The organism is Citrobacter sp. Ce104 (assembly GCF_030334595.1).
GTDB classification, from domain to species: domain Bacteria; phylum Pseudomonadota; class Gammaproteobacteria; order Enterobacterales; family Enterobacteriaceae; genus Citrobacter; species Citrobacter europaeus.
The window spans coordinates 30,378-56,737 of the sequence record NZ_JAOWDP010000062.1; the positions used below are offsets into that span (position 1 = coordinate 30,378).

The window sequence follows — 26,360 nt, forward strand, 5'->3', positions numbered from 1 at the left end:
ACATTGCCGGATGGCGGCATAAATGCCTTATCCGGCCTACGGTTACGATTTTTTTTATTTTTTGTACTTCAAGGATAATCAAATGTTTACTGACACTATCAATAAGTGTGCGGCTAACGCTGCGCGCATCGCACGCCTGTCGGCTAATAACCCGCTCGGATTCTGGGTCAGTTCGGCAATGGCAGGGGCCTACGTCGGTCTCGGCATCATCCTTATTTTCACCCTCGGCAATCTACTCGACCCGTCCGTACGTCCTCTGGTGATGGGGGCAACCTTTGGCATCGCTTTAACGCTGGTCATTATCGCCGGTTCGGAATTGTTTACCGGTCACACCATGTTCCTGACGCTCGGCGTCAAAGCGGGTACCATCAGCCACGGCCAGATGTGGGCTATCCTGCCGCAAACCTGGCTGGGTAACCTGGTCGGCTCCGTGTTTGTCGCCCTGCTTTACAGCTGGGGCGGCGGCAGCCTGCTGCCGGTTGATACCAGCATCGTCCATTCGGTTGCGCTGGCGAAAACGACCGCGCCTGCAACGGTGCTGTTCTTTAAAGGCGCGCTGTGTAACTGGTTGGTTTGTCTGGCAATCTGGATGGCAATCCGTACCGAAGGCGCGGCAAAATTCCTCGCTATCTGGTGGTGTCTGCTGGCGTTTATTGCTTCCGGCTACGAGCACTCGGTTGCCAACATGACGCTGTTTGCCCTCTCCTGGTTCGGTCACCACAGCGAAGCGTATACCCTGTCAGGAATTGGTCATAACCTGCTGTGGGTGACACTCGGTAATACTTTGTCCGGTGTCGTATTCATGGGATTGGGTTATTGGTATGCTACGCCAAAATCGGAGCGTCCTGTTCCGGCAAAAATCAACCAGCCAGAGGCTGCTGCCAATAATTAAGGGGTAATGTCGTGGATCATTTGCCTATATTTTGTCAACTACGTGACCGCGACTGCTTGATCGTCGGCGGTGGTGATGTCGCAGAACGCAAAGCGCGGTTACTGCTGGAAGCGGGCGCACGTTTAACGGTTAATGCGCTGGCGTTTATTCCGCAGTTCAAAGTATGGGCAGATGAAGGCATGCTGACGCTGGTTGAAGGGCCATTCGATGAGTCTCTGCTCGACGCCTGCTGGCTGGCTATCGCCGCCACCGATGACGATACCGTCAACCAAAGCGTCAGTACCGCCGCAGAATCACGCCGTATTTTCTGCAACGTGGTCGATGCGCCAAAAGCAGCCAGTTTTATCATGCCCTCCATTATCGACCGCTCGCCGCTGATGGTGGCGGTCTCCTCCGGCGGGACATCGCCGGTGCTTGCCCGTCTACTGCGTGAAAGACTTGAATCCGTATTGCCTCAGCATCTGGGCCAGGTCGCGCAGTATGCCGGCAAGTTGCGTTCCCGAGTGAAGCAACAGTTTGCCAGCATGGGAGAGCGTCGTCGCTTCTGGGAAAAATTGTTCGTGAATGACCGCCTGGCGCAGTCGCTGGCGAACAGTGACCAGAAAGCCGTCGAGGAAACCACCGAGCAGTTGCTTAGCGAACCGTTGGATCATCGCGGGGAAGTGGTGCTGGTTGGCGCCGGTCCTGGCGATGCCGGACTGCTGACGTTGAAAGGACTACAGCAGATCCAGCAAGCAGATGTCGTGGTCTATGACCGTCTGGTGTCCGACGACATCATGAACCTTGTACGCCGCGATGCGGACCGGGTATTCGTCGGTAAACGCGCGGGCTACCACTGCGTACCGCAGGAAGAGATTAACCAGATCCTGCTGCGTGAAGCGCAACAGGGTAAACGCGTCGTGAGACTGAAAGGTGGCGATCCGTTCATCTTTGGCCGCGGCGGCGAAGAGCTGGAAACCCTGTGCCACGCCGGTATTCCATTCTCCGTTGTGCCGGGTATTACCGCTGCTTCCGGGTGTTCCGCCTATTCCGGCATTCCGCTGACCCATCGTGATTACGCCCAGAGCGTACGTCTGGTTACCGGACACCTGAAAACCGGCGGAGAGCTGGACTGGGAAAACCTGGCGGCAGAGAAACAGACGCTGGTGTTCTACATGGGTCTGAACCAGGCGGCCACCATTCAGGAAAAACTGATCGAATTTGGTATGCAGCCCGATATGACTGTCGCTTTGGTAGAAAACGGTACTTCTGTGAAGCAACGCGTCGTCAACGGGGTACTGACGCAGCTCGGCGAACTGGCGCAGCAGGTTGAAAGCCCGGCGCTGATTATCGTCGGTCGTGTGGTAGGCCTTCGCGATAAGCTGAACTGGTTCTCGAACCATTAATCTAGTTTCTGAAGATGCCCTGATATTCAGGGCATCTATTTATCCCCCAGCAGAAATAAATAAAAAACGAACCGCGCTATATACTCTCCTCAATAATCCGACTATTAATCATTAATTAAAATATAAGCATCCAGCAATCTAATTCATTAATTATATAAAGCTTATCATGTCCTTATCCGGACTACTTAAAGTTTATTTTAGTTGATATCCTAACCGCCGAGAAATGGATTTCATCCATTTAAAAATAGATATCTTACAAGGATTTTAACATGCTGAAATTTGCAAAAATCACCCTCGTTGCTGGTGTTCTGGCTACGCTGACCGCGTGTACTGGCCATATCGAAAATACAAAAAATAACTGCAGCTACGATTACTTCCTGCATCCAGCGATTTCAATTTCTAAAATTATTGGTGGCTGTGGTCCGGCTGCAAACCAGTAATAAAAGCGATTGCGCAGATACAAAAAAACCGGGAATTTCCCGGTTTTTTGCATTTATAGATTAGATGCTCATTCACATGTTATCGCACTCACGCTCTCGCGCAGAATACGTAGCACGGTCTGTTCTCCACTTCGGTTTGGATTAATACGAATCGCATAATCACCCAGCAACGGATTCGCTTCGCGAAACGTCCCCGAAAGGCGATAGAACAGCGGAGGGATCTCATACTTCGACTCAGCTCCCACCGGGTATGGCAGCGCGCCTCTCTCTTGCGCCGCTTTCAGCACGCGGGCGGCAATCGGCTGATGAAACTCCACGATCAGCACCTTCGACTGGGCATTGGCGATGGCGGCCTTTTTCACCTCGGGTAGCGCTCCGCTATTAAGCATCGTCAGCAACCGTTCAGCAACGCCAGCCTGTACCGCATGCATCACCGGCGCGAAAACCAGACCACGAAGCACCTCCAGCGCCTGCGCCCCCTGAATCTGGCTGCCGCCGGAATAAAGCGTCGCGCGGATTTTCGCGATAGCCTCCGCCTTGCCGACCACCGCCCCGACGCCCTCCGGGCCGAAGAGTTTAAAGCACGAAAAAGTAGACAGCGTCGCCCCAAATTCACAGCCAATACCGTCAACTTTCATCACCGCGTAGTTGTCATCGGTTAACGTCGGTACGCCGCACCGCGCGATTTCCGCCAGCACCTCGGCTAACACGTAACAATCCTGCGGTTGCTGACGCGTATGCTGCACCAGCGCGGCGTCAAGACGATGCTGCGTAATCGCCTGGGTGATTGCCGGGAGGCAGTTAAAATCCGCCCTCACCAGGGTAATGCCCATCTGCTCGACGAGCACCTGGGTTGTAGGATACACAGGCGCATCGTGAACTAACAGCCGCTGGCCGGGTTTGAGCAGCGCAGCCAGCCCGGCGCGAATAGCCCCGGTGCCTGCGCCCTGAACCAACGCTGCGGCCTCAGCGTGAAACGCCTCGGCCAGCACCTTTTCCACGCGTTGCGTCACCCGAGGCTGATTCAGCCCCGGGGCCAGCCCTATATCACCACCGGCCAGAAAATCAGCGCCAGGAAAGTGACGGCAAAGCGTATCCACCAGCGCAAACTGCTTTTGCTGTGCCTGCGCAAGCGTCAGGCTTTGCAGAGGGAACGTCTTCATGTTTTACGCCTCCTCAAGCCGGAACAAACAGACCAAACCAGTAGAGAATATTCAGCACAATACCGGTGATCATTACCGCTACGACTGGAGCCGCCATCTTCTGAACCGGACGCCCTATCGATTCGTTGAGGAAGTAAATCGCTACCGCAATTGAGAAACCGGTATAGCCTGCCATCTTGATGGCGGCAAAAATCGAGCCTACCAGCAGCGCCATTTCCATCAGCATATTCATCGCATTACGAATATTGTCCGATGCGTTACGCACTGACGGATAACGCCCCAGCCATTTGCCAATAGAGCGCAGCAGCAACACTTCCGCTGAAATCACGATAGCGCCAAGGATTGCCGCTATCCACGGGTTCGGCGCCAGATAACCTACGGAGAACACGAAGGTAAAACCCGCTACCGCATACACGCCCGTCGCCAGCGCGGTTGTCGCAATCATCGGTACAAAACCCAGCCCGCGCATAAACTCCGCCAGGGCCGCCTGGTTCACCAGCGTCTGCGACTGCTCCGGCGAAATCCCAGCCGAATACGCTTTTTCCAGCGTAAAAATTGAAACCTCGCTGCCAGCGAAAATCTTCATACTGGCGACGGCGGCAATCAACGCGCCGACAATGGCGATATACGGCAGGTTTTTAATAATCCGCGAGGTTCGTTCTTCAAAGACCGATAGCCCGCTGGCATCCATCTCGTCATCGCCGCGGTGGCGAATATCATGCGTAATGGCGATCGCCAGCAGCATCATCATCCCCACAAAAATCTCAATTGATTCCGGGTTCAGGTGTGGGAAGTAACGCACCACCACCACGCGGGTCATCAGTACCACCACCGCCGCGATAATGCTGTGCTTCCAGCCAAACTGATAGAAAATCGCCACCAGCGGGAAGAGTGCGAATGCGGAAACCACCGGAGAACTCAGTTCACCGAGGCTACCCAGTACATCAACCGGCAGCGCCGTGAGCAGATGGTTCACCGGCAGCAGGCAGGTCAGAATCAATACGCCCCAGATAGCGCCCAGACCGAACGCCAGCAGGCTGTTCATCGCCAGCACGCCGAGAATATCCGTCGGCAGGAACAGCAGCCAGGCGTTGAGCAAGCCGGTTTTCAGGGTAAATGAGATCCCCACCGACGCCACAAAGCCGATACTCAGACCAAACGCGATACTCCCCGCCTCACGGCGATTCATGTACCCCTCGATCAGCTGCGGCAGAATAGGGCGGATACCGTCATGAAAGACGGCCGCCGAGCGATGTGCCAGAAGTGACGTCATGCCGGTCAGGCAGGCCACCACCACAATCTGAATATACAGATCCATAGTCATGCCTTTTATTTCAAATGGTTAACCAGCATCGGAATCGCATGTTCAACATGTTCGACGGAGAGACCAAAAGCCACTTTCCCTTCCGCAACCATTTTTGCGATATGTTCGTCTTTCGCCTTAATACCCGGCCTGGCGATAGTGCAGCTTTTGTTGTAGCCAATCACCGCGATGGCAATCGACAGCGCCGCGCCCGCGCCGGTGTTACAAGCGCCGATGTAGTAATCCAGCAGTCCGGATTTCACTTTCATCGCCGCTTCCATGTCGTTATGAATGGATACTTCAAAGCAACCCGGAGCTGCGGTTTCAATGGTCTTTTTAATCTGCTCACGCTGTAAGCCAGCAACGCCAATCTTTTTCATGATTCTGTCCTTATTGGAAAAATTTTGAGGGGTTATCACGTAACATCGTGTCCACATCGGCCTGGCTGAATCCTGACTGGCGCAACTGTGGGATAAAAGTGGTTAACAGATAGTCGTAGCCATTGCCGCCATTGGCTTTTAAATGCGAGCGGCGGGTAATGTCCATGGAAAGCATCACGCGATCAAGCAGCCCGCGATTGCGCAGCGCATGGAGCATGCCAATGCGTTTCTCGTCCGGGTAATAGTTGTTTTTACCGATGGTATCGAACTGCACATACGCGCCGAGATCGATCATGCGTAAGATATTGTCGAGATTATCTTTCAGGTCGCAGTGACCAACGGTTACGCGAGAAAGGTCAACGCCGTGCGCCTGCAGCAACACCAGCTGTTCCAGGCCCATGGTACTAAACGAGGTGTGGGTGGAGATGGGACGTCCGGTTTCGATGTGCGCCCGCGCCGCGGCAATAAACACCTTCTCTTCAAGCGGCGTAATCACCCCTTCGCTGGAGCCAATTTCCGCAATAATTCCGGCCTTCAATTCAGTACCATCAATACCGATGACTATCTCATCGACCATCTCCTGCGCGAGCTGTTCCACGCTGCGAGCCGCGACATGTTCAGGGAAAAACGCATCCTGGTAATAGCCAGTGCAGGCCATGACGTTGATACCGGTATCGCGCATCAGGTCGAGCATGAATTGTGGATTACGCCCCATATAGCGGTTGGTCATCTCAATAATATTGCTGACGCCTGACGCCCGGAGATCCTTCATCTCCTGACAAATCAGATCGTACTGATCTAACCGGCAGTCGAGGTTATTTTTGAACCCAGAGAGATCGATATGCAGATGTTCGTGGACCCAGGTATAGCCCGTCGGATCAAAGTTCATAAGGTGTCTCCTGTAAGGCGCAATGCCGAGAGAAAAGAGCAGCCATTTTGTGGCGCCGCCGCGCCGAAAAATTCACACACCGTCGCGCCAACATCGGATAACGTCGCCCGGATGCCTAATTGCGCAGGCTCCAGCCCCTGTTGATACACCAGTACCGGCACAACTTCCCGGGTATGATGGCTGTGACCGATGGTCGGATCGTTGCCGTGATCGGCCATGACCATCAGACAGTCACTTGGATCCATAGCGGCCAAAAGGCGTGAAAGATTAAGATCGACAAGCTGCAACCGTTCGGCATACCGCGCTACGTCTTCAGCGTGCCCGGCAAGATCGGTTTCCTGAATGTTGGTACAGATAAATACCGTCGGCTCAGCGTTAAATTCGTTAAGCGTGATATCCATGATCTGCTGGCTATCCACCAGGTTTTGCCAGCTGCGCCCGTGCGGATTGGCAACGATGTCCGCCACTTTACCGACCAGCACGGTAGGGATTCCGGCGTCATGCAGTTTTTGCGGCACCTGTACCTGCTCATCTACGCCAAAACCCATATGCCTGACCTGGAAGCCATTTTCATAGGCGCCGGAACGTGGAGCGTTAATGCCGATAAAGCGTCCTTCTTTGGTCTCGGCTGCATCCAGAATGCGCTGGCTGTCTTTAAGCTGACCGCCAAACGCGATCACGCGCCCGACCTGAACCTGCTCACGCACCACACGGCCTATTTTTAGCACCTCATCAAATGGGATAACGGCAAGATTGGCGGTAATGTTGTAGACCTGACCTAAATCCGCTTCGAGGTTATCGCCCACTGCGACCGCATTGTTGACCCAAAGAAACGCCAGATCGCCGCCGCGGCGTTCCACCTGCCAGCCCGCGGCTTTCAGCGCTTGCTCAACGCCATTGATGACGTCGCTAAATGGCATCCGCAGCGGAGCCTGAGGTCGTGTGCCTAAAATCTCCTGATGGCCCATAAAGGTATCTCCCCCTTCATGCTGCAGCTCTGCAACGCCCCAAACCGCCGATGCTGAAGGTTTCATCACGCCAGGCGCAAAGCCCAGAGCGTTAATCAGCCCCAACTTTTCCAGCGTTGGCAACCGTAACTGCGGGAGTTCGCCCAGGATATGGCCGCAGGTATTCGCTCCCGCATCCTGCGGCCTGACCAGCGTGACGTCTTTCATTGCGCCAACACCAAAACTGTCGATCACCAACACGACGAATCGAGCCATTAGTCCTCCAGAATATTGCCGAGACTGTCGTAACGCGCGACGATTTCAGCCGCGCCGCGCTGAATGCCCGACACCAGCACCACGTCGCTACGCGTCACGAAGATCTGGGTGCGAAAACAGAAGATCACCGCGCTACTCACCGGAAATTCGCCGGCTACAGGCAGGTAGTAGTCAATGCTGCTGTCGTCGACGGGTTTAAGCTTTGCGGTTATTGGGGCGTCATTTTCCGGCGTAAAGACCAGCGCGTTTTGCGCGTGACCACGACGGTAATAGCCCCCGCCATAGCAATAACTGTCCCCACGAAACGTGTGTGAAACCTCGCTTAACCACAGCATCGCAATGCGTTCCGGCTGGTCGCCTTTTTGGTTACAAGGAATGGTGCCGGTCAGCGCATGACCCGGCTCGGCATGGGTGACGCCATATTCCGCCAGCAGGGGTAACGATGAACAACTGCTGGCTGACGGCGCATTAAGCTGCTCAATGGCAATCCCGGCTTCCGCCAACTGACGTCGGGCGCTCACCAGCGTGTGCAGATTAGGCGTCGGCATCGTCTGCGCTGATTTTTCATCCCATAACAGGCAGGGGAAATGGGTTAACCCGCACAGACACAGGCCCGGCAGGCTGCGGATTTCATTGACCACATCCGTCAGATACTTCAGCGGAAATCCGCTTTCCTGCCCCGGATAGAGAAAATCATCCTTGTCATACACCTTCAGCATCACGTTCTGTTCACAGCCGGCCTTCACCGCCGCAGCCGAAACTTCGCGCGCTTTCTCCAGCGAGAACAATGTGATGACCTCAGTGCCTTGCGCCACTGCCTCATTGACCAGCCGCGACGGGATCTGCACCAGATGTCCCTGATGCGCAACCGGTAACCCGGCGCGGCGCATGACGCGGCTCTCCTTGTAATCGACAACCACGATGCCTTCATAGCCAAGCTGTAACAGCTTCTCTGCCAGCCACGGGTTACGTCCTACCTGTTTGGTCATCAGATATAGCGAGATGCCATGTTGCCTGGCGACATCCAGCAGGCGTTTGCCATTCTCAATGACCTGATCAACATCAATGACCCAACTGTCAGGCGCGATCTTCCCTTGCTGCCACAACGCGATAGCGGCCGAGATAAGTGCGGGGTTCTGGCGTTTCAATGCATCTATAAACATTTCTCTGCCTCGTTCTAATCCTTCAGTTAAATATTCATTTTTTTGAATATTTAGGGTGCAATAAGCTAATTGCCCATTGATTTCAGACGCCTTCGTTCGCCGCCATCCACAATCCGTACAGGTTAGCCAACATATAGCCTTCTTCATTCGCGTGCGGCATCACCGTGAACTCTTTCAGCAGCGCCTGATGTACCAATAAAATAGTTGGCCACAGATGAGATTGCGCCAACTCCTCCAACAGCTCACCATCCAGCGCTTCAATCACTTCGCCCTGGCGACTGCGCATTAACGCGCTCGCCATATGGGTCATCGCCATGGTCCCTTGCTCGCTATAAACCGGCAAACACCACTCTTCATCCAGCCGCCTGACCACCTGCAGCATGCCGCTACAAATATCCTTGTCGATAACGCCCGCTTCACACAGCAGGTTAAGCCTGTTTTCCATATCGTTCGCCTTCACTTAATAACTGGGTTCCTGTTCACCGTTCGCCACACGCTGTTGGTGGGCAAGCAGCGCCTCTTTATTGACGACCGCTCGTAGTAGCTGTTGCATCGGATAATCCTCCGCCCGGGTCAGCACTACCGCCTCCGTGGCCTGCAGAAATCGCGGATCGTTGGTGAGCGGCGTGGCTTCTAATCCCAGTACCGCCAACTCGGCCTCTGCAACCACGTTCCAGATAACCGCATCCACATCCCCTCTCGCGATACGCTGCAAGCTTTCGTGATAAGGCATATCGATCAATTCAACGTCACGGTCGCCAAAACAGGCCTCGGTCATGATTTTCTGATCCGCCGAACGGTTATCGAGCCCGACACGTTTTACATCTGCGGATTCGCCCTTGCGACAAATCAGCTGATGCTCGCCGACGTAGGTATGCGGTCCCAGCGCTAACGTAATGCGCAATCCATCCTGGGCAAGGTAACTTTCCGCCGCCAGGCGGGAAACTACCGCCATGTCATAGACGCCGTTCAGCAGGCATTCCACGCGAATATCAGCCCCACGCATGTGTGCGTAATAAAACGGGATCCCATCGAATTGAGCCTTAAGCCCACTCGCCAGTCCTTCATATAAACGGGTGTAGGGCAGCGGCATCGCACAGACCACGTTATTAATATCCACATGCTTTAGCAGCGTACGGTTATCCATCTCCACCAGATAGCTACCGTTACGCCCGCGGCGCTCAATACGGATCGCCCCGGAGGATTCCAGCGTTTTCAACGCGGCCTGGGTTAACCCTACCGATGAGTGACACTCGGCAGCCAGTTCATCTATAGTTTTCAGTCTGTTACCGCACTTTTCACCGAGCAGGTAACGGGCCAGGGTTGTCAACACAACCCCCTCTTTCTTGATAAATGTCCGACGCATTTTATATTTTCAGTAAAGTGAATATTTATATCTTCATTAAAGTGAAGATATAGCGCAATGAGGAAATGTGCAAACGGCGAGGCGCCTCACATTTTTTGAGATTTACCAACGAACAGGCGAAAAAAAACCGGGCGTAACCCGGTTTCTTCAACAACGCAGAGCGCATTACGGCTTGGCCACAAAACCAATCGCTTCGTAAACGGCTTTCAGCGTAACAGACGCGCGGGCGCTGGCTTTCTCCGCACCGTCTTTCATCACTTTCTGCAGGAAAGCTTCATCGTTACGGAAACGGTGATACCGCGCCTGAAGCTCGGTCAGCATGCCGGAAACGGCCTCTGCGACTTCACCTTTCAGATGACCATACATTTTGCCTTCGAAGTGCTGTTCCAGCTCCGGAATGCTCTGGCCAGTGACGGCAGAGAGGATATCCAGCAGGTTGGAAACACCTGCTTTGTTCTGCACGTCGTAGCGAACAACCGGCGGCTCTTCGGAGTCGGTCATCGCTCGTTTGATTTTCTTAACCACGGATTTCGGATCTTCCAGCAGGCCGATCACGTTGTTGCGGTTGTCATCCGACTTGGACATTTTCTTCGTCGGCTCCAGCAGCGACATCACGCGCGCACCGGATTTAGGAATGAACGGCTCAGGCACTTTGAAGATGTCGCCATACAGGGCGTTGAAGCGCTGGGCAATATCGCGGCTCAGTTCCAGATGCTGTTTCTGATCTTCGCCAACCGGCACCTGGTTGGTCTGATACAGCAGGATGTCTGCCGCCATCAGCACCGGATAATCAAACAGACCGGCGTTGATGTTCTCCGCATAGCGCGCGGATTTGTCTTTGAACTGGGTCATACGGCTCAGTTCGCCGAAGTAGGTGTAGCAGTTCAGCGCCCAACCTAGCTGGGCATGTTCCGGTACGTGAGACTGCACGAAAATGGTGCTTTTTTCAGGATCGATTCCGCATGCCAGATACAACGCCAGCGTATCCAGCGTTGCTTTACGCAGTTGCTGAGCATCCTGACGAACGGTGATGGCATGTTGGTCAACGATGCAGTAGATGCAATGGTAGTCATCCTGCATGCTCACCCACTGACGCAGCGCACCCATATAGTTGCCAATGGTCAATTCACCTGAGGGCTGTGCGCCACTAAAAACGATGGGCTTAGTCATTTTTTAATTCCTGATTTTCGCTATGCGGAAGCCCGAGAGCGGGCAGTAGTTCATTAATACGGTCGTAAATAACGTCGGGCTGGCTCAGCGCGATCGACTCGCCGTAGTTGTAGCCATAGGTCAGGCCAACGGACGGACAGCCAGCAGCTTTTGCCGCCTGAATATCATTGCGTGAATCCCCTACGAAGAGCATTTGCTCAGGCTTGATGCCAAGCTTGCTTGCCACCAACAGCAGCGGATCCGGATGCGGTTTTTTATTCTGCACGTCGTCACCACCGATGACCACGCTAAAGTATTTGGCGATATCCAACGCCTCGAGCAATGGCGCGACAAACGGGGTCGGTTTATTGGTCACCAGACCCAGCGGCAATCCTTTCGCATGCAGCGCGCCCAGCGTATCGGCAACATCAGGGAACAGGAATGTTCCCTCTTCTGCGACATCGCCGTAGTATCTGTCGAACAGCTTACGCAAAATACGTACCTGTTCCTCGGCGGGAATATCATCATCAACGGGGGGTTTACCCATCGTTTTGCGTAAAGTTGCGCGCTCCTGACGAGACCACGCCAGCGCGCGCTCCATCAGTACATCTGCACCGTTACCAATCCAGGTGATAACACGTTCTTCACCGGCAACCGGCAGTTCCAGCGCATACAGCGCCATATCCACCGCAGCGGCTAATCCCGGCGCGCTGTCGACCAGCGTGCCGTCGAGGTCAAATGCGGCGCCCCGAATATCCTGAAACTTATCCATGACTTACCTTCGCCAGTTCATTGCGCATTTCATCAATGACTTTTTTGTAATCTGGTTGGTCGAAAATAGCAGAGCCTGCGACAAACATATCTGCGCCTGCCGCGGCGATTTCACCAATGTTGTTCACTTTGACGCCGCCGTCCACTTCCAGACGAATGTCATAGCCAGATTCATCAATGCGGCGACGCACTTCGCGCAGCTTATCCAATGTTTGCGGAATGAAGGACTGCCCGCCAAAGCCTGGGTTAACGGACATCAGCAGGATCACGTCGAGCTTATCCATGACGTAGTCCAGATAGCTTAGCGGCGTTGCCGGGTTGAACACCAGGCCCGCTTTACAACCATGCTCTTTGATCAGCTGTAAAGTGCGATCGACATGCTCGGAGGCTTCCGGATGAAAAGTAATGATGCTGGCGCCAGCGGCGGCGAAGTCCGGGACAATACGATCGACCGGTTTCACCATCAGGTGAACATCAATCGGGGCGGTGATGCCATATTTACGCAGCGATTTCAGGACCATCGGTCCGATGGTCAGATTCGGTACGTAGTGATTGTCCATGACGTCGAAGTGCACAACGTCGGCACCGGCAGTCAGCGCTCTCGCGGTGTCCTCACCCAGGCGGGCAAAATCAGCCGACAGAATTGAGGGGGCGATCAAATACTGTTTCATCCGCTTCTCCTTGAGAATTATTTCTTCGCAGGCGCTACAACTCCTGGTTTATACAGTGCCAGCAGTTCGTTCACCTTTTTACGCGTGCCGCCATTGCTGCTAATGCTGCGCCGCACTTTGACCTGAAAATGTTTCGCCGATCGGTACCACTCACGGGTATCGGGCGTGTCATGATTCGAAATTAACACCGGGATCTGCTTACTGACCAGCTTTTCTGCCATTTCGGCCAGATGCGCCTGCTCTTTTGGGCTAAAGCTGTTGGTATGATACGCGGTGAAATTTGCCGTCGCCGAAAGCGGTGCATAAGGCGGGTCACAATAGACCACAGAGTTGCTATCCGCACGATCCATGCACTCTTCATAGGAGAGGCAATGAAACTCCGCATTCTGCGCTTTTTCAGCAAAATGGTACAACTCGGCTTCCGGGAAATACGGTTTTTTATAACGACCAAACGGCACGTTAAACTCGCCGCGCAGGTTATAGCGACACAATCCGTTGTAACCGAAGCGGTTCAGATACAAGAACAGCACTGCACGGCGGAAGGGGTCCTGGCTGGCATTAAATTCTTCTCTGAACCGATAGTACACCTCAGCCTGATTGGTTTCAGGCATAAACAGCTCACGTGAAGCCTGCACATACTCATCGGTACGCGTCTTCACGATGTTATAGAGACTGATGAGGTCGCTGTTGATATCGGCAAGAATATAACGAGAAAAGTCGGTGTTAAGAAACACCGACCCGGCACCCACGAAAGGTTCAATCAGGCATTCACCCTTAGGTAAATGCCGTTTGATATCATCAAGCAGGGGGTATTTTCCCCCTGCCCATTTCAAAAAAGCGCGATTTTTTTTCATGCTGACTAACTAATTACACCTTCTCCGGCTGTGGAGAAAGCTCCGACAGCATCCTGCGCTTTAGTCTTTGTCCCGCAATTGGGCGAAACAGCAAACCATTGCAGAACATATCCTATCTTACTTCAAATCGGCCTGAACCTGGTGCAGCGGTTTTGCCCACGGGTTTTTCGCCTGAATATCGGCGGGTAACGTAGACACTGCACGTTTAGCATCTTCTTTAGACGCATACACGCCCGTCACCAGAACATACCACGGTTGACCGTTACGCGTCGTCTGATACACCACGTAGTTCTTCAGGTTTTCTTTCTTCGCCCAACCGTTCAAGTTGTCGTAGTTAGAAGAACTGCTGAGCTGCAGCGTGTAATGACTGGACGGCGCAGATTTTAACGCTCCAACATTTCCTGTACTTTTCGCTCCGCCAGCAACAGGCGTTGACGCTGTTGCGGTTGGCGCAGGCGTTGCGGTCTGAGCAGGCGTGGTAGTCGCGGTTGCTTTCGGCTCAGCCGTCGCCTTCGGCGTAGCGGTAACCACAGGTGCTTTGGTTGTGGTCGTCGGCGCAGTTGCGGTTGGTTTTGCCTGAGCAACAGGTTTCGGCTCTATCGGCGTCGCTTTCACCGTAGTTTGCGGTTTGCTCTTCGGTTCAATGACGGCCTGTTTACGTTCCTGATGCGTAGCCACAGGACGTTCAGTCGTTTCCGTTTTCGCAGTCTGGCGCGCAGCATTACCATTACGCATCGGCGCAACGGTCGCAGGCTCGGTCGGCAGCGTAGAGTTAACCACGACGTTGTTAACCTGCTCCTGACCTTGCGGCTGCGTCAGAGCGTTGTTCAGATCGCCCTGCACTTCAACACGCTGCTGGCCTTCAGTTGCCACAGGCGTCTGACCTTGAGTTGGGGTTGAGGAAATCGGCGGCAGGGAAACATCCTGCTGGGTATTGCCAGCGGTCTGCTCAGCGCCCGTTGCAGGCGTAGTCGTACCCGCCTGATCCGTCGCGTTGCTGCCAGAAAGATCGATGCTCTTCTCGCCAGATGCAGTAGGCTCACTGGAAGAGGATGAGGGGGCTTTCAGCGCAGAACCGATACCGATGATCAGCAGCAACAGCACCAGAACACCGACACCCATCATCATATACTGACGAGAGGCAGGCTTACTGGCGGCTTTCTTACGCTTGCGCGGACGACGTTCTACACGCTCTTCATCCACGCCATCGTCATCAGATTCATACTCTTCTTCAATGTCCCGCTCTTCTTCACGCTCTTTACGCGTGCGCGCAGGACGGCGATCGTCAGCATCCAGATCAACATCATCAAAATTGATTTGCGGCTCATTATCGCGTTCAGACGATTGACGAGAACGACCAGTACGACGATCGCTGGGATCGGGTTTCAGCTCGTCTTCTGGTTTGAATTCATCCATTTAACACCCCACTCAAAGGTTAATGCTAACGACTTTGCACATAACCTGAAGCTAAAAGACCTACGTTTTGCAACGTAAGCCAGACCTTTCTTGTTGTTACGCCTGCTGGCAATCAGCAATAGCGTTAAGAACCACCTCGTGCGACACTCCGCCGCGCACTTCACTCTTCCCTATGGCCCGCGGAAGCACTAAACGAATCTCTCCCGCTAACACTTTTTTATCTCGCAGCATATGCGGCAGATAAGCTTCAACAGACATCTCACGCGGCCCATTAACCGGTAAGCCCGCTCGCTGCAGTAGCGTAATGATGCGCTGCGTATCTGCGGAGGTAAACTGCCCAAGGCGTTCTGACGTACGAGCAGCCATTACCATACCTGCTGCGACTGCTTCACCATGTAACCAATTGCCATAACCCATTTCAGCTTCGATCGCATGGCCAAACGTGTGTCCCAGATTCAGTAAAGCACGTAAGCCCATTTCGCGCTCGTCTGCTGCAACAACTTCTGCTTTCAGCTCACAACAACGGCGAATACAGTACGCCATCGCCGGACCGTCCAGACGCAGTAACGCATCCAGATTGTCTTCCAGCCAGCTGAAAAATTCACCGTCAAGAATGATGCCGTATTTGATCACTTCCGCCAGCCCCGATGCCAGCTCACGCGCAGGAAGCGTTTTCAGACAATCGAGATCCACCACCACGGAGGCCGGTTGGTAAAACGCGCCAATCATGTTTTTACCGAGGGGATGGTTTACGGCGGTTTTGCCGCCAACGGAGGAGTCGACCTGTGACAACAGGGTTGTCGGGACTTGAATAAAACGCACACCACGCTGATAACTGGCTGCCGCAAAACCGGTCAGATCGCCAATCACGCCGCCGCCAAGTGCGACTAACGTGGTATCACGACCGTGCGGTTTTTGCAGTAACGCGGTGAAAACCGTATCCAGAACCGTCAGGCTTTTATACTGCTCGCCATCGGGAAGGATAACGCTATCAACGTTAACACCCGCCTGTTCAAGTACGCCGCGAACCTTATCGAGATAAAGGGGAGCCAGGGTTTCGTTGGTCACCAACATAACCTGATCGCCCGATTTCAGCGGTAAGAATGAAGCTGGCTCATTGAACAAACCAGCCGCGATGGTGATAGGGTAACTACGTTCCCCGAGAGTGACTGTGATCCTCTCCATTACGCGACATCCACCTTAGTTACTTGTACCCGCAGACGAGTGTGTATTCAGCCAGAATTAGTTGCTTTCCAACATATGAATAATCTGGTTTGCTACGACTTTTGCGCTCTGATCGTCGGTGCGAATGGTCACGTCAGCAATCTCTTCGTACAGAGGATTGCGTTCGTCAGCCAACGCTTCCAGAACTTCACGAGGCGGTGATTCTACCTGCAGCAGCGGGCGTTTCTTGTCGCGTTGAGTACGCGCAAGTTGTTTTTCAATTGTCGTTTCAAGATAGACCACGACGCCACGCGCGGAGAGACGGTTACGTGTTTCACGTGATTTTACAGAGCCACCGCCAGTTGCCAGCACAATACCCTGTTTTTCCGTCAACTCGTTGATGACTTTTTCTTCGCGATCACGGAAGCCGTCTTCACCTTCTACATCGAAGACCCAGCCCACATCAGCTCCGGTTCGTTTCTCAATCTCTTGATCAGAATCGTAAAATTCCATATTGAGTTGTTGAGCTAACTGGCGCCCAATAGTGCTTTTTCCGGCACCCATAGGCCCAACCAGAAAGATATTGCGTTTCTCTGCCATTTTTTCGGTACTACTAAGACTATTCGTTAATGATAAACCCGCTTCGCAGACACCCAGCGCAGCAGGACATGAACTGAAACCTCATAAGATATTGCGAGAGTCAGACTGAAAATTATCTCAATACTCAAGCGGGTTTGGCAACTGAATAAATCACCAAACCTTACGCATTTCTGGTCGTGGCAGGCATGCTACCCTGCAAACATCAGACCTGGCGACGTATCGCGCAGCCAAATGACACCAAATAAGCCTATGACACACCACCAGAAAGGCAAAGCGTATTTACTGCCGCATAAGTAAAGAAAAGCACCGACGCTCAAATCGGTACTCCTTGTATGCTAAATACACCCGCACGTCAAATCCCTGAAACGTGTTCAGTGCAAAAACAACGGCTTTTCATGCATAAGTTATTGCGCTGAAACCAGTCTGGGCGTAATAAAAACCACTAATTCGCGCCGTTCGTCTTCTTTACCATCATGGCGAAAGAAAGTGCCAAGCCAGGGAATGTCGCCTAACAACGGCACGCTGTCGGCTGCGGATTTATTCTTATGTGAAAAAATCCCGCCCAGCGCAATCGTCTCGCCGCTTTTTACCTCGACCTGGGTTTCAATCTCCTGCTTATCAATAGCCAGAACCTCGCCATCCGCCTGCTGCAGCACCTGCCCGGGAACATTCTGGCTGATATGCAGTTTCAGCCTGATGCGCCCTTTCTGCAATACGGTGGGCGTTACCTCCATCCCCAGTACCGCTTCCTTAAACTCGACGGATGTCGCGCCGCTTTCACCGCTGGAGACCTGATAAGGGATCTCGCTACCCTGCTTAATACTGGCAGGTTGCAGGTGAGAAGCCAGTAAGCGAGGACTGGCAATGATATCCAGTTGCTGTTTTTGCTCCAGCGCAGACAGCTCCAGCTCAAGTAAACGGCCGTTAATACGGCCAATGTTAAATCCCACACGTGATGTGGCGGCGGATACAGAGAGATCGCTGGCAAGCGTTGTGACGTTCCCTACCGCCCCCGGTTGCTGTGCGTCAGCCAGCGACCACTTAACCCCCAGCTCACGCAAACTTTTTTCATTAATCGTGACGATATGCGCCGCCAGTTCGACCTGGGCAACCGGCAAATCCATTTGCGCCACCCATTTTTCCAGTGCATTAAGCGCAACGCTATTGTCACGCAGCAGTAAGCGGTTGGTTCGTTTATCCACCGTAATGCTTCCTTTGGCGCTAAGCAGCTTTTCTCCGGCTTTGGCCAGCTCGGCGGCATCGGCATATTGCAAAATAATGCTGCGCTGCTCCAGTGGCAAACTGGCCTGAACCCGTGCCTGTTCATTGTCCTGGCGGGCCGCATTTTCACTCTGCCATTGGACAGAATGTACATGCAGAATATTGCCCTCCTGACGTAATACCAGCCCGGCGCTTTTCACCACCGTTTGCAATGCCTGTTTCCAGGGGACATCCGTCAAATGCAGCGACAGCACGCCGCTCACATCCGGTGAAACGACCAGGTTTTTCTGCTCCTGTTCAGCCAGCGCCTGCAATACCTGTGCAACCGGTACATCATCGACCACCAGCGTCACGTTTTGTGGTTTTCCCGCCAGCGCGCTCGTTATTCCAACCGCCAACGCGAAGAGTATCCACGCTATCCATCGCTTCATTTACCGCTCCTTGTCGTTGCCACTGCCACCGCGGCGGCTCGCAGTTTTTCCCTGTGTCGAGCGTTACGCTCAGGGCCGTTATCTGTGTAATCGTCCAACCGTTTTTCAGGAGGTCATTTCGCTCAATCCGTCGCCATTTTTTCTGGCTATCCTGAACAATGCCGATAGGTCGTGCGCCCTGGCTCACCATGCCCTGAAAACGCCATGTCGGCAGCTCAGCAATTTGACAACGGTCCTCCGGCGGCAGAAAGGGATTACGCATACCAGTGAGCATCAGTACGCTTACGCATACCAACAGCCAACGTTCAACCGTCATTCAGGCGCTCCAGTTGTAGCGTTAGCAGCAGCTCCGAGCCTTCAGCGCTAAGCGAAAACCGGCTGACGTTCATCCCCTGATCCGCCAGTTGGGCAAACATCGGCGGGATGGCATCCCAGGCGGGCTTCAGCGTCATCTCTCCGCCCTGTGCAGAGGGCTGCCAGTGGAGAAGACGTGCCAGAGGAGTCTGAAACCGCAGCGGGGAAAACGGAATCAACGTCTCTTCAGGCTCTCCTGGCGATGCCGCCAACAGATATAAATTTCGCCATTGCGCCTGAATGGCCGCGCGTTGCTGGCTTAGCGCCTCTTGCTGCATAATCCGTTTCTGCCAGGGGGAGTTGAGGCATAGCAAGACGGCGATGAGCAGTCCCAACATCCAGGCGCACCAGCAGAAAACTCGAAAACGTGGCGACTGCGCTAACCAGCTATCACAGAGCGTTATCATGCGCACCGCTCCGCGTCAGTCGATAGTGGAATTGCCAGCGTCCCTGCGCATCCTGCAGCGTTTCACCAGGACTGCCCAATGTAAACAGCGGTTGCTGGCGTAATTGCGCTTCCAGCGCCCTCAGCGCGGTAAAGTTCAGCGTGTTTCCCGTCAGTTCCAGCGTCTCCTGCTGCCAGGTGATTTTTGTTAGCCACGCCTGCTCCGGCAGTAATTCCGCCAGCCCTTGCAAAACCTGCTGCCAGTTTCGGGTCTGCTCACGCTGTTTGTTCCGCGCCTGAACCTGTAGCCATCGTTGCTGGCGCTGCTGCATACGCGGCTTTAGCGCCATTAAGGCCTCGGCCCGCGTCTTTTCGGCATCTGCCAGCAGTAATTCAGCCCGGTTTTCGACGTTCATCACGCTGTAACCGCGCAATAACACGCCGATACTGAGCAGGATTGAAGCGCTAAATAAAACACACCAGAAGCGCAGGCAGTCGCGGCGTCGCGTTTGGCGCCAGGGCAGAAGGTTGATAGTCGCTATCATTAGCACGCGCCTCCCATAGCGAGTCCCAGAGCAATGGCGAAGCGATGGCCTGGCGTTGGAATTGGCGGCTGGCGTACAGACACCACGCTTAACGGATCGAAGCCGCCGGGACCGCATAGCGCAATGGCTGTCGTGGGAAGCGACAATGTCGCGGCAAGCTCGTCGATACTGTCAATATCGCCTGTTGATTTACGTCCCCATGCCGAACGGGTCGCCCATAGCCACTGGGCGTCATCACGCCATGCCAGACACTGATGATGATCGGGCAGGTAGGGTATAAATCGCTGTAATGCGCTGGCATCCGGCGTAATCGCCGTAACATGTACCTTCAACGTTTGGATAAGCGTCAGAAGCGCTGAAATCTCTTTGCTTTGCGCAGCCGTGACGTTAAACGCCGGGCTCAACGTGTCTTCGCTATAATCAAAATGCAGCGCATCCGGCGCCATATCCAGTTCTCGCGCCATCGAGCCGGACAACCAGGCGGTTTGCTCCGGCTCACGCAACGTCATTTCCGGACGAGGGTACTTTTTTTGTAACGTCCTGTTGGCGGGAAAGGAGAGATGAATATGGTGTCGGCGAGGAAGCTCCCGGCTCCACGGCAGTAGCGCTGCGACAAGCTGTTCAGGCCCGCGAATGTGGCCATCGACGATAACCTGGGACGTCAGCGGTATACGCCACCAGCGCTGGAGAAACCAACCGGATGCGTCGTGAACAGCGGCGACAGCCAGCGCTTCATGTTGCTGAATATGCAAACCAATTTTCCAGATATTGAAAGCCATTGCTGATGATCTCCTTATCACCCGTTGCTTTAACGGGTATATCAATGCGTCTGGCTTGCCTTTATACTACCGCGCGTTTGTTTATAAACTGCCCAAATGCCACTAAATGGGAAATCTCCAGTGAAGTTCGTAAAGTATTTATTAATCCTTGCAGTATGTTGCATCCTGCTGGGAGCAGGCTCGATTTATGGCCTCTATCGCTATATTGAGCCGCAATTACCTGACGTCGCGACGCTCAAAGATGTGCGTTTACAGATCCCGATGCAGGTTTACAGCGCTGACGGCGAGCTGATCGCGCAATATGGCGAGAAACGTCGAATCCCGGTTACGCTGGATCAAATGCCGCCGGTGATGGTTAAAGCCTTTATCGCCACAGAAGACAGTCGCTTTTATGAGCACCATGGGGTAGACCCGGTGGGGATCTTCCGTGCAGCCAGCGTCGCGTTGTTTTCCGGCCACGCATCGCAAGGGGCGAGTACCATTACCCAACAGTTGGCGAGAAACTTCTTCCTCAGCCCGGAACGTACGCTGATGCGTAAGATCAAGGAAGTGTTCTTGGCGATCCGCATTGAACAACTGCTGAGTAAAGATGAGATCCTCGAACTGTATCTGAACAAGATCTATCTGGGGTATCGCGCCTATGGCGTGGGTGCTGCCGCTCAGGTCTATTTCGGTAAGACCGTAGATCAGCTGAGCTTAAGTGAAATTGCGGTGATTGCCGGTCTGCCAAAAGCGCCGTCAACCTTCAACCCCCTCTATTCGATGGACCGGGCAACCGCGCGACGTAACGTCGTGCTGTCGCGTATGCTGAGCGAAAACTACATCACGCAGGCCCAGTACGATCAGGCACGCGGCGAGGCCATTGACGCCAACTACCATGCGCCGGAAATCGCCTTCTCCGCGCCGTATCTGTCTGAAATGGTGCGCCAGGAGATGTATAACCGTTATGGCGAGAAAGCCTATGAAGACGGGTATCGCATCACCACCACCATTACGCGCAAAGTACAGCAAGCAGCCCAGCAGGCGGTACGTAACAACGTGATGGATTACGACATGCGCCACGGCTACCGCGGCCCGTCGAACGTGCTGTGGAAAGTGGGCGAAAGCAGTTGGGACAGCAAGAAAATCACCGATACGCTGAAAGCACTGCCGACTTATGGCCCATTGCTTCCGGCGGTTGTTACCAGCGCTAATCCGCAGGAAGCCATTGCCACGCTGGCGGATGGTACCTCCGTGTCATTACGAATGGATGGTATGCGCTGGGCGCGTCCTTACCGCTCGGATACCCAGCAAGGCCCAACGCCGCGTAAAGTGACCGACGTAGTACAGACCGGCCAGCAAATCTGGGTACGCCAGGTTGGCGATGCCTGGTGGCTGGCGCAAGTGCCGGACGTCAACTCCGCACTGGTGTCCATCAATCCGCAAAACGGCGCGGTGCTGGCGCTGGTCGGTGGTTTTGACTTCAACCAGAGCAAGTTTAACCGTGCAACCCAGGCGCTACGCCAGGTGGGTTCCAACATCAAACCCTTCCTGTATACCGCTGCGATGGATAAAGGTCTGACGCTGGCGAGTATGCTCAACGACGTACCGATCTCCCGCTGGGATGCCGGTGCCGGTTCCGACTGGCAGCCGAAGAACTCACCGCCGCAGTATGCTGGTCCTATTCGCTTACGTCAGGGGCTGGGCCAGTCGAAAAACGTGGTGATGGTACGCGCCATGCGCGCCATGGGCGTGGATTACGCGGCAGAGTATCTACAACGTTTTGGTTTCCCGGTACAGAACATTGTGCACACCGAGTCGCTGGCGCTGGGTTCGGCCTCGTTCACGCCGTTGCAGGTGGCGCGCGGTTACGCGGTGATGTCTAACGGCGGCTTCCTGGTCGACCCGTATTTCATCAGTAAGATCGAAAGCGATATGGGCGGCGTTATCTTCGAAGCGAAGCCGAAAATTGCCTGTCCGGAATGCGATATTCCGGTGATTTACGGCGATACCCAGAAATCTAACGTGCTGGAAAACAGTAACGTAGAAGATGTTGCCGTCTCGCAGGAACAGCAAAATGCCGCCGTGCCAATGCCGCAGCTTGAGCAGGCCAACCAGGCGCTGGTCGCACAAAGTGGAACGCAGGAGTACGCCCCACACGTGATCAACACGCCGCTGGCCTTCCTGATTAAAAGCGCACTGAACACCAATATCTTTGGTGAGCCAGGCTGGATGGGAACCGGTTGGCGCGCAGGTCGTGATTTACAACGTCACGATATCGGCGGGAAAACCGGGACCACCAACAGCTCTAAAGATGCGTGGTTCTCCGGCTACGGGCCAGGGGTGGTGACGTCAGTATGGATCGGCTTTGATGACCATCGTCGCAACCTTGGCCACACGACTGCTTCCGGGGCGATCAAAGACCAAATCTCCGGCTACGAAGGCGGCGCGAAGAGTGCGCAGCCTGCATGGGATGCCTACATGAAGTCCGTGCTGGAAGGCGTGCCTGAGCAGCCGCTGACGCCGCCGCCGGGTATCGTGACGGTCAACATCGATCGCAGCACCGGTCAACTGGCAAACGGCGGCAACAGCCGCGCAGAGTACTTCATTGAAGGCACACAGCCGACGCAACAGGCGGTGCATGAGGTGGGGACTACCATTATCGATAATGGTGAGACGCACGAATTGTTCTGATCGATTGCCGGATGGCGCTTCGCTTATCCGGCCTACATTTTCGGCGTAATCATTTGATATTGCTGGATGTTGTAGGCCGGATAAGGCGTCAGCCGCCATCCGGCAACATAAACTACAATCGTCCCTGCCCTTTCAGCCATTCGCGTACGAGGAACAGCGCACTGACATTACGCGCTTCGTGAAAATCAGGATCTTCCAGCAGGTCCATCAGATGCGCCAGCGGCCAGCGTACCTGCGGTAATGGCTCAGGTTCATCACCCTCCAGCGATTCAGGATATAAGTCCTCTGCCACCACGATGTTCATCTTGCTGGAGAAATAAGATGGCGCCATGCTGAGTTTCTTTAAAAAAGTCAGATCCTTTGCGCCAAACCCCACTTCTTCTTTTAACTCCCGATTCGCCGCCTCAAACACGCTTTCGCCAGGATCGATTAATCCCTTGGAAAAACCCAGTTCGTAAGATTCGGTCCCAACCGCGTATTCGCGGATGAGGATCAGGTGGTCGTCCACAATCGGCACAATCATTACCGCTTCACGCGTGGACGGACGCATACGTTCATAAACGCGGCGCACGCCATTGCTGAACTCAAGGTCCACGCTTTCGACTTTAAACAGCCGGGATTGGGCGACGGTTTCCACTTTCAAAATCGTGGGTTTCTGTAATGATTTGCTCATTGTGAGGATCTTTGCTGTGAAATCTGGGGTTATTGTGCGATATACCGCACGGTTTCGGCAATGTGAATTGCCGTTTATTTACATTTATGTAACGTACTAAAAGTTAATCCCTATTTCAAATTAAAAGTCAATAGGTTGAAATAACTCCAGGAATTTGCTGATATTCCATTTTTGGTGATTTTGCTATGATTCGCATTTACTGGGCTGTACTTAAAGATGCTCAAGTTCGACTCCACACTTGCCGATAGCCAACCACAGAATCACGAATATTGAACAGGGTGCGACTGGCCACGCCTGACAGACTAAGTAAGATGGGGAAAGCATGAGCACCATTCTGATTTTTTTAGCTGCTTTGCTGGCCTGCTCATTGCTTGCAGGATGGCTACTCAGAACGAAATCCAGACGGAAAAATTTACCCTTGAGCAACGTCTTCTCAGACGCCTCAAAGCGTAAACTCACGCCTGAAGAGCGCAGTGCAGTTGAAAACTATCTCGAAAGCCTTAGCCAAATTCAGCAGGTGCCGAGTCCCACGGGCGCCAGCTCCGCGCCGGTATCGTTAACGCTGAATGCCCAAAGTAATAGCGTCATCGTACTGACGCACGCGATTACACGTTACGGCATTACTACCGACGATCCTAACAAGTGGCGTTACTATCTCGATTCCGTTGAGGTACATCTTCCCCCTTTCTGGGAACAATACATCAATGACGAAAACAGCGTTGAGTTAATCCACACCAATACGATACCGCTGGTTATCTCTCTGAACGGCCACACGCTGCAGGAATATATGCAGGAAGCGCGTGGCTATGCGCTACAGCATACCGCCTCTACCCAGGCGTCCATTCGCGGTGAAGAAAGCGAGCAGATCGAACTGCTGAATATTCGCCAGGAAACCCATGAAGAATACGCACTCAGCCGCCCGTCGGGATTGCGCGAAGCGCTGCTGATTGCCGCATCATTCCTGCTGTTCTTTTTCTGCTTAATCATTCCGGATACGTTTGCTCCGTGGGTCGTTGGTGGCGCGGTGCTGCTACTGGCGGCAGGTTTGTGGGGACTGTTCGCCCCGCCGTCTAAAACCGCCCTGCGGGAAATTCATTGTCTGCGCGGTACGCCGCGTCGCTGGGGACTGTTTGGCGAAAATGATCAGGAGCAAATCAATAATATCTCGCTAGGCATTATTGATCTTATTTATCCCCCTCACTGGCAGCCTTACATCGCACAGGATCTTGGCCAGCAAACGGATATCGATATTTATCTCGATCGCCATGTTGTCCGCCAGGGGCGTTTTTTATCCCTGCATGATGAAGTGAAAAACTTCCCGTTACAGCACTGGCTGCGCAACGCCGTCATCGCGGGCGGCTCATTGCTGGTACTGCTGATGCTGCTGTTTTGGATCCCTCTGGATATGCCGATAAAGCTAACGCTTTCCTGGATGAAGGGCGCGCAAACTATCGAAGCCACCAGCGTAAAACAGCTCGAAAACGCGGGCGTTCGCGTGGGTGACACGCTGCACCTGAGCGGTACGGGTATGTGTAACATTCATACCCAGGGGAGCTGGAATGCGCAGCCTGCCACGCCGTTTATGCCTTTCGATTGCACGCAAATTATCTGGAATGACGCGCGCGCATTGCCGCTACCTGAGTCCGATCTGGTAAATAAAGCTACCGCGCTCACGCAGGCCGTGAACCGCCAGCTGCATCCCAAAGCTGATGATGACTCTCGCGTCAGCGCATCGTTACGCTCGGCCATCCAAAAGTCCGGCATGGTGTTACTTGACGATTTTGGCGAGATTGTCCTGAAAACGGCCGATCTGTGCGCAGCCAAAGATGAATGTGTACGTTTAAAAAATGCGCTGGTAAACCTTGGTAACAGTAAAGACTGGACCGCGCTGGTGAAACGAGCAAACGCAGGCAAACTGGATGGCGTGAACGTGCTGCTGCGTCCGGTAAGCGCGGAGTCGCTGGATAATCTGGTGAATACCTCTACGGCGCCGTTTATTTCACGCGAGACTGCGCGAGCGGCCCAGGCGCTGAATAGCCCTGCTCCCGGCGGTTTCCTGATTATCAGCGACGAAGGCAGCGATCTGGTCGATCAGCCGTGGCCGACGACCTCGTTATATGACTATCCTCCCCAGGAACAGTGGAACGCCTTTCAGCGCCTGGCGCAGATGCTGATGCAGACGCCGTTTCGCGCGGAGGGGATCGTCACCAATATTTCGACTGACGCCAATGGCACCCAGCACATTGGTCTGCACCGTATCCCGGATCGTTCAGGATTATGGCGCTACCTTGGCACGACGCTGCTGATGTTCTCCATGCTCGGATGCGCTGTCTACAACAGCATACAGGCATTCAGACGCTATCAGCGTAACCGCACCCGCATCGCGGAAATTCAGAGCTACTACGAAAGCTGCCTGAATCCAACGCTGATTGACGACCCGGAAAGCCTGATTCGATAACACGCTCGCGCG

General features: G+C 53.9%; 26 protein-coding genes. 5 read left to right on the forward strand and 21 right to left on the reverse strand.

Going from position 1 to position 26,360, the window contains the following annotated elements; genetic code table 11:
- Positions 1-82 precede the first annotated feature (82 nt).
- The 3 genes from nirC (at position 83) to OGW16_RS08470 (ending at position 2,717) form a co-directional block, all read left to right on the forward strand.
- A complete protein-coding gene (gene nirC, locus OGW16_RS08460; RefSeq protein ID WP_043018835.1) occupies positions 83-892 on the forward strand; it encodes a nitrite transporter NirC in 810 nt (269 codons plus the stop codon).
- An 11-nt stretch (positions 893-903) separates the two neighbouring features.
- On the forward strand, positions 904-2,277 hold the full coding sequence (gene cysG, locus OGW16_RS08465; RefSeq protein ID WP_043018559.1) for a siroheme synthase CysG: 1,374 nt from the start codon (positions 904-906) through the stop codon (positions 2,275-2,277).
- A 269-nt stretch (positions 2,278-2,546) separates the two neighbouring features.
- A complete protein-coding gene (locus OGW16_RS08470) occupies positions 2,547-2,717 on the forward strand; it encodes a YhfL family protein (protein ID WP_003827690.1) in 171 nt (56 codons plus the stop codon).
- A gap of 68 nt (positions 2,718-2,785) precedes the next feature.
- Here the strand turns inward: OGW16_RS08470 and OGW16_RS08475 are convergent, their stop codons facing one another.
- From OGW16_RS08475 to OGW16_RS08570, 20 genes are all read right to left on the reverse strand, one after another.
- Positions 2,786-3,880 carry an aminotransferase class I/II-fold pyridoxal phosphate-dependent enzyme gene (locus OGW16_RS08475; RefSeq protein ID WP_286518269.1) on the reverse strand — a complete coding sequence of 365 codons (1,095 nt, stop codon included), beginning with the start codon at positions 3,878-3,880 and terminating at the stop codon, positions 2,786-2,788.
- A gap of 13 nt (positions 3,881-3,893) precedes the next feature.
- Positions 3,894-5,198, reverse strand: a complete 1,305-nt coding sequence (locus OGW16_RS08480) for a YhfT family protein (RefSeq protein ID WP_075145553.1) — start codon at positions 5,196-5,198, stop codon at positions 3,894-3,896.
- Between the two features lie 11 nt (positions 5,199-5,209).
- Positions 5,210-5,563, reverse strand: a complete 354-nt coding sequence (locus tag OGW16_RS08485) for a DUF2620 domain-containing protein (protein WP_087051954.1) — start codon at positions 5,561-5,563, stop codon at positions 5,210-5,212.
- Positions 5,564-5,573: 10 nt separating this feature from the next.
- Positions 5,574-6,452 (reverse strand): phosphotriesterase-related protein, encoded by an 879-nt coding sequence (locus OGW16_RS08490; RefSeq protein WP_043018562.1) that lies wholly within the window; start codon positions 6,450-6,452, stop codon positions 5,574-5,576.
- Complete coding sequence (locus OGW16_RS08495; protein ID WP_286518272.1) at positions 6,449-7,675, reverse strand: phosphopentomutase; 1,227 nt, start codon at positions 7,673-7,675, stop codon at positions 6,449-6,451. Before OGW16_RS08495 ends, OGW16_RS08490 begins: the two co-directional genes overlap by 4 nt.
- Entirely contained in the window at positions 7,675-8,838 is a 1,164-nt protein-coding gene (locus OGW16_RS08500; RefSeq protein WP_043018564.1) for a YhfX family PLP-dependent enzyme, read from the reverse strand. The genes OGW16_RS08495 and OGW16_RS08500 overlap by 1 nt, the downstream gene beginning before the upstream one ends.
- 82 nt (positions 8,839-8,920) lie before the next feature.
- Complete coding sequence (locus OGW16_RS08505; RefSeq protein WP_043018836.1) at positions 8,921-9,283, reverse strand: hypothetical protein; 363 nt, start codon at positions 9,281-9,283, stop codon at positions 8,921-8,923.
- A gap of 15 nt (positions 9,284-9,298) precedes the next feature.
- Complete coding sequence (gene yhfZ / locus OGW16_RS08510) at positions 9,299-10,204, reverse strand: GntR family transcriptional regulator YhfZ (protein ID WP_043018565.1); 906 nt, start codon at positions 10,202-10,204, stop codon at positions 9,299-9,301.
- A 165-nt stretch (positions 10,205-10,369) separates the two neighbouring features.
- On the reverse strand, positions 10,370-11,374 hold the full coding sequence (trpS, locus tag OGW16_RS08515) for a tryptophan--tRNA ligase (RefSeq protein WP_043018566.1): 1,005 nt from the start codon (positions 11,372-11,374) through the stop codon (positions 10,370-10,372).
- Entirely contained in the window at positions 11,367-12,125 is a 759-nt protein-coding gene (gph, locus tag OGW16_RS08520) for a phosphoglycolate phosphatase (protein ID WP_047408202.1), read from the reverse strand. Before gph ends, trpS begins: the two co-directional genes overlap by 8 nt.
- Positions 12,118-12,795 carry a ribulose-phosphate 3-epimerase gene (gene rpe, locus OGW16_RS08525; protein WP_003023561.1) on the reverse strand — a complete coding sequence of 226 codons (678 nt, stop codon included), beginning with the start codon at positions 12,793-12,795 and terminating at the stop codon, positions 12,118-12,120. The genes gph and rpe overlap by 8 nt, the downstream gene beginning before the upstream one ends.
- Before the next feature lie 17 nt (positions 12,796-12,812).
- The gene (dam, locus tag OGW16_RS08530; RefSeq protein ID WP_181231009.1) at positions 12,813-13,649 is read right to left on the reverse strand and encodes an adenine-specific DNA-methyltransferase; all 837 of its coding nucleotides are present in this window, start codon (positions 13,647-13,649) and stop codon (positions 12,813-12,815) included.
- A 117-nt stretch (positions 13,650-13,766) separates the two neighbouring features.
- Complete coding sequence (gene damX, locus OGW16_RS08535; protein WP_286518276.1) at positions 13,767-15,065, reverse strand: cell division protein DamX; 1,299 nt, start codon at positions 15,063-15,065, stop codon at positions 13,767-13,769.
- Between the two features lie 96 nt (positions 15,066-15,161).
- Positions 15,162-16,250, reverse strand: coding sequence for a 3-dehydroquinate synthase (aroB, locus tag OGW16_RS08540; RefSeq protein WP_043018570.1), 1,089 nt, complete (start codon positions 16,248-16,250; stop codon positions 15,162-15,164).
- 57 nt (positions 16,251-16,307) lie between these two features.
- A complete protein-coding gene (gene aroK, locus OGW16_RS08545; protein WP_003023552.1) occupies positions 16,308-16,829 on the reverse strand; it encodes a shikimate kinase AroK in 522 nt (173 codons plus the stop codon).
- A 404-nt stretch (positions 16,830-17,233) separates the two neighbouring features.
- Positions 17,234-18,481 carry a DNA uptake porin HofQ gene (gene hofQ, locus OGW16_RS08550; RefSeq protein WP_286518278.1) on the reverse strand — a complete coding sequence of 416 codons (1,248 nt, stop codon included), beginning with the start codon at positions 18,479-18,481 and terminating at the stop codon, positions 17,234-17,236.
- Complete coding sequence (locus OGW16_RS08555) at positions 18,384-18,797, reverse strand: HofP DNA utilization family protein (RefSeq protein ID WP_047408192.1); 414 nt, start codon at positions 18,795-18,797, stop codon at positions 18,384-18,386. The genes hofQ and OGW16_RS08555 overlap by 98 nt, the downstream gene beginning before the upstream one ends.
- Complete coding sequence (locus OGW16_RS08560) at positions 18,787-19,242, reverse strand: HofO family protein (RefSeq protein WP_047408189.1); 456 nt, start codon at positions 19,240-19,242, stop codon at positions 18,787-18,789. Before OGW16_RS08560 ends, OGW16_RS08555 begins: the two co-directional genes overlap by 11 nt.
- Positions 19,226-19,765, reverse strand: a complete 540-nt coding sequence (locus OGW16_RS08565) for a PilN domain-containing protein (protein ID WP_286518281.1) — start codon at positions 19,763-19,765, stop codon at positions 19,226-19,228. The genes OGW16_RS08560 and OGW16_RS08565 overlap by 17 nt, the downstream gene beginning before the upstream one ends.
- Entirely contained in the window at positions 19,765-20,544 is a 780-nt protein-coding gene (locus tag OGW16_RS08570; protein WP_286518283.1) for a DNA utilization protein HofM, read from the reverse strand. Before OGW16_RS08570 ends, OGW16_RS08565 begins: the two co-directional genes overlap by 1 nt.
- A gap of 120 nt (positions 20,545-20,664) precedes the next feature.
- Between OGW16_RS08570 and mrcA the strand changes: the two genes are divergently transcribed.
- Positions 20,665-23,217, forward strand: coding sequence for a peptidoglycan glycosyltransferase/peptidoglycan DD-transpeptidase MrcA (gene mrcA, locus OGW16_RS08575; protein ID WP_286518284.1), 2,553 nt, complete (start codon positions 20,665-20,667; stop codon positions 23,215-23,217).
- Positions 23,218-23,329: 112 nt separating this feature from the next.
- On the opposite strand, the gene nudE is transcribed toward mrcA, so the two are convergent.
- Positions 23,330-23,890: an ADP compounds hydrolase NudE gene (nudE, locus tag OGW16_RS08580; RefSeq protein ID WP_003827667.1), complete on the reverse strand. Its 561-nt coding sequence runs from the start codon at positions 23,888-23,890 to the stop codon at positions 23,330-23,332.
- 322 nt (positions 23,891-24,212) lie between these two features.
- Here nudE and igaA point away from each other — a divergent pair, with 322 nt between their 5' ends.
- Entirely contained in the window at positions 24,213-26,348 is a 2,136-nt protein-coding gene (igaA, locus tag OGW16_RS08585) for an intracellular growth attenuator protein IgaA (protein ID WP_286518286.1), read from the forward strand.
- The last annotated feature ends 12 nt before the right edge of the window (positions 26,349-26,360 follow it).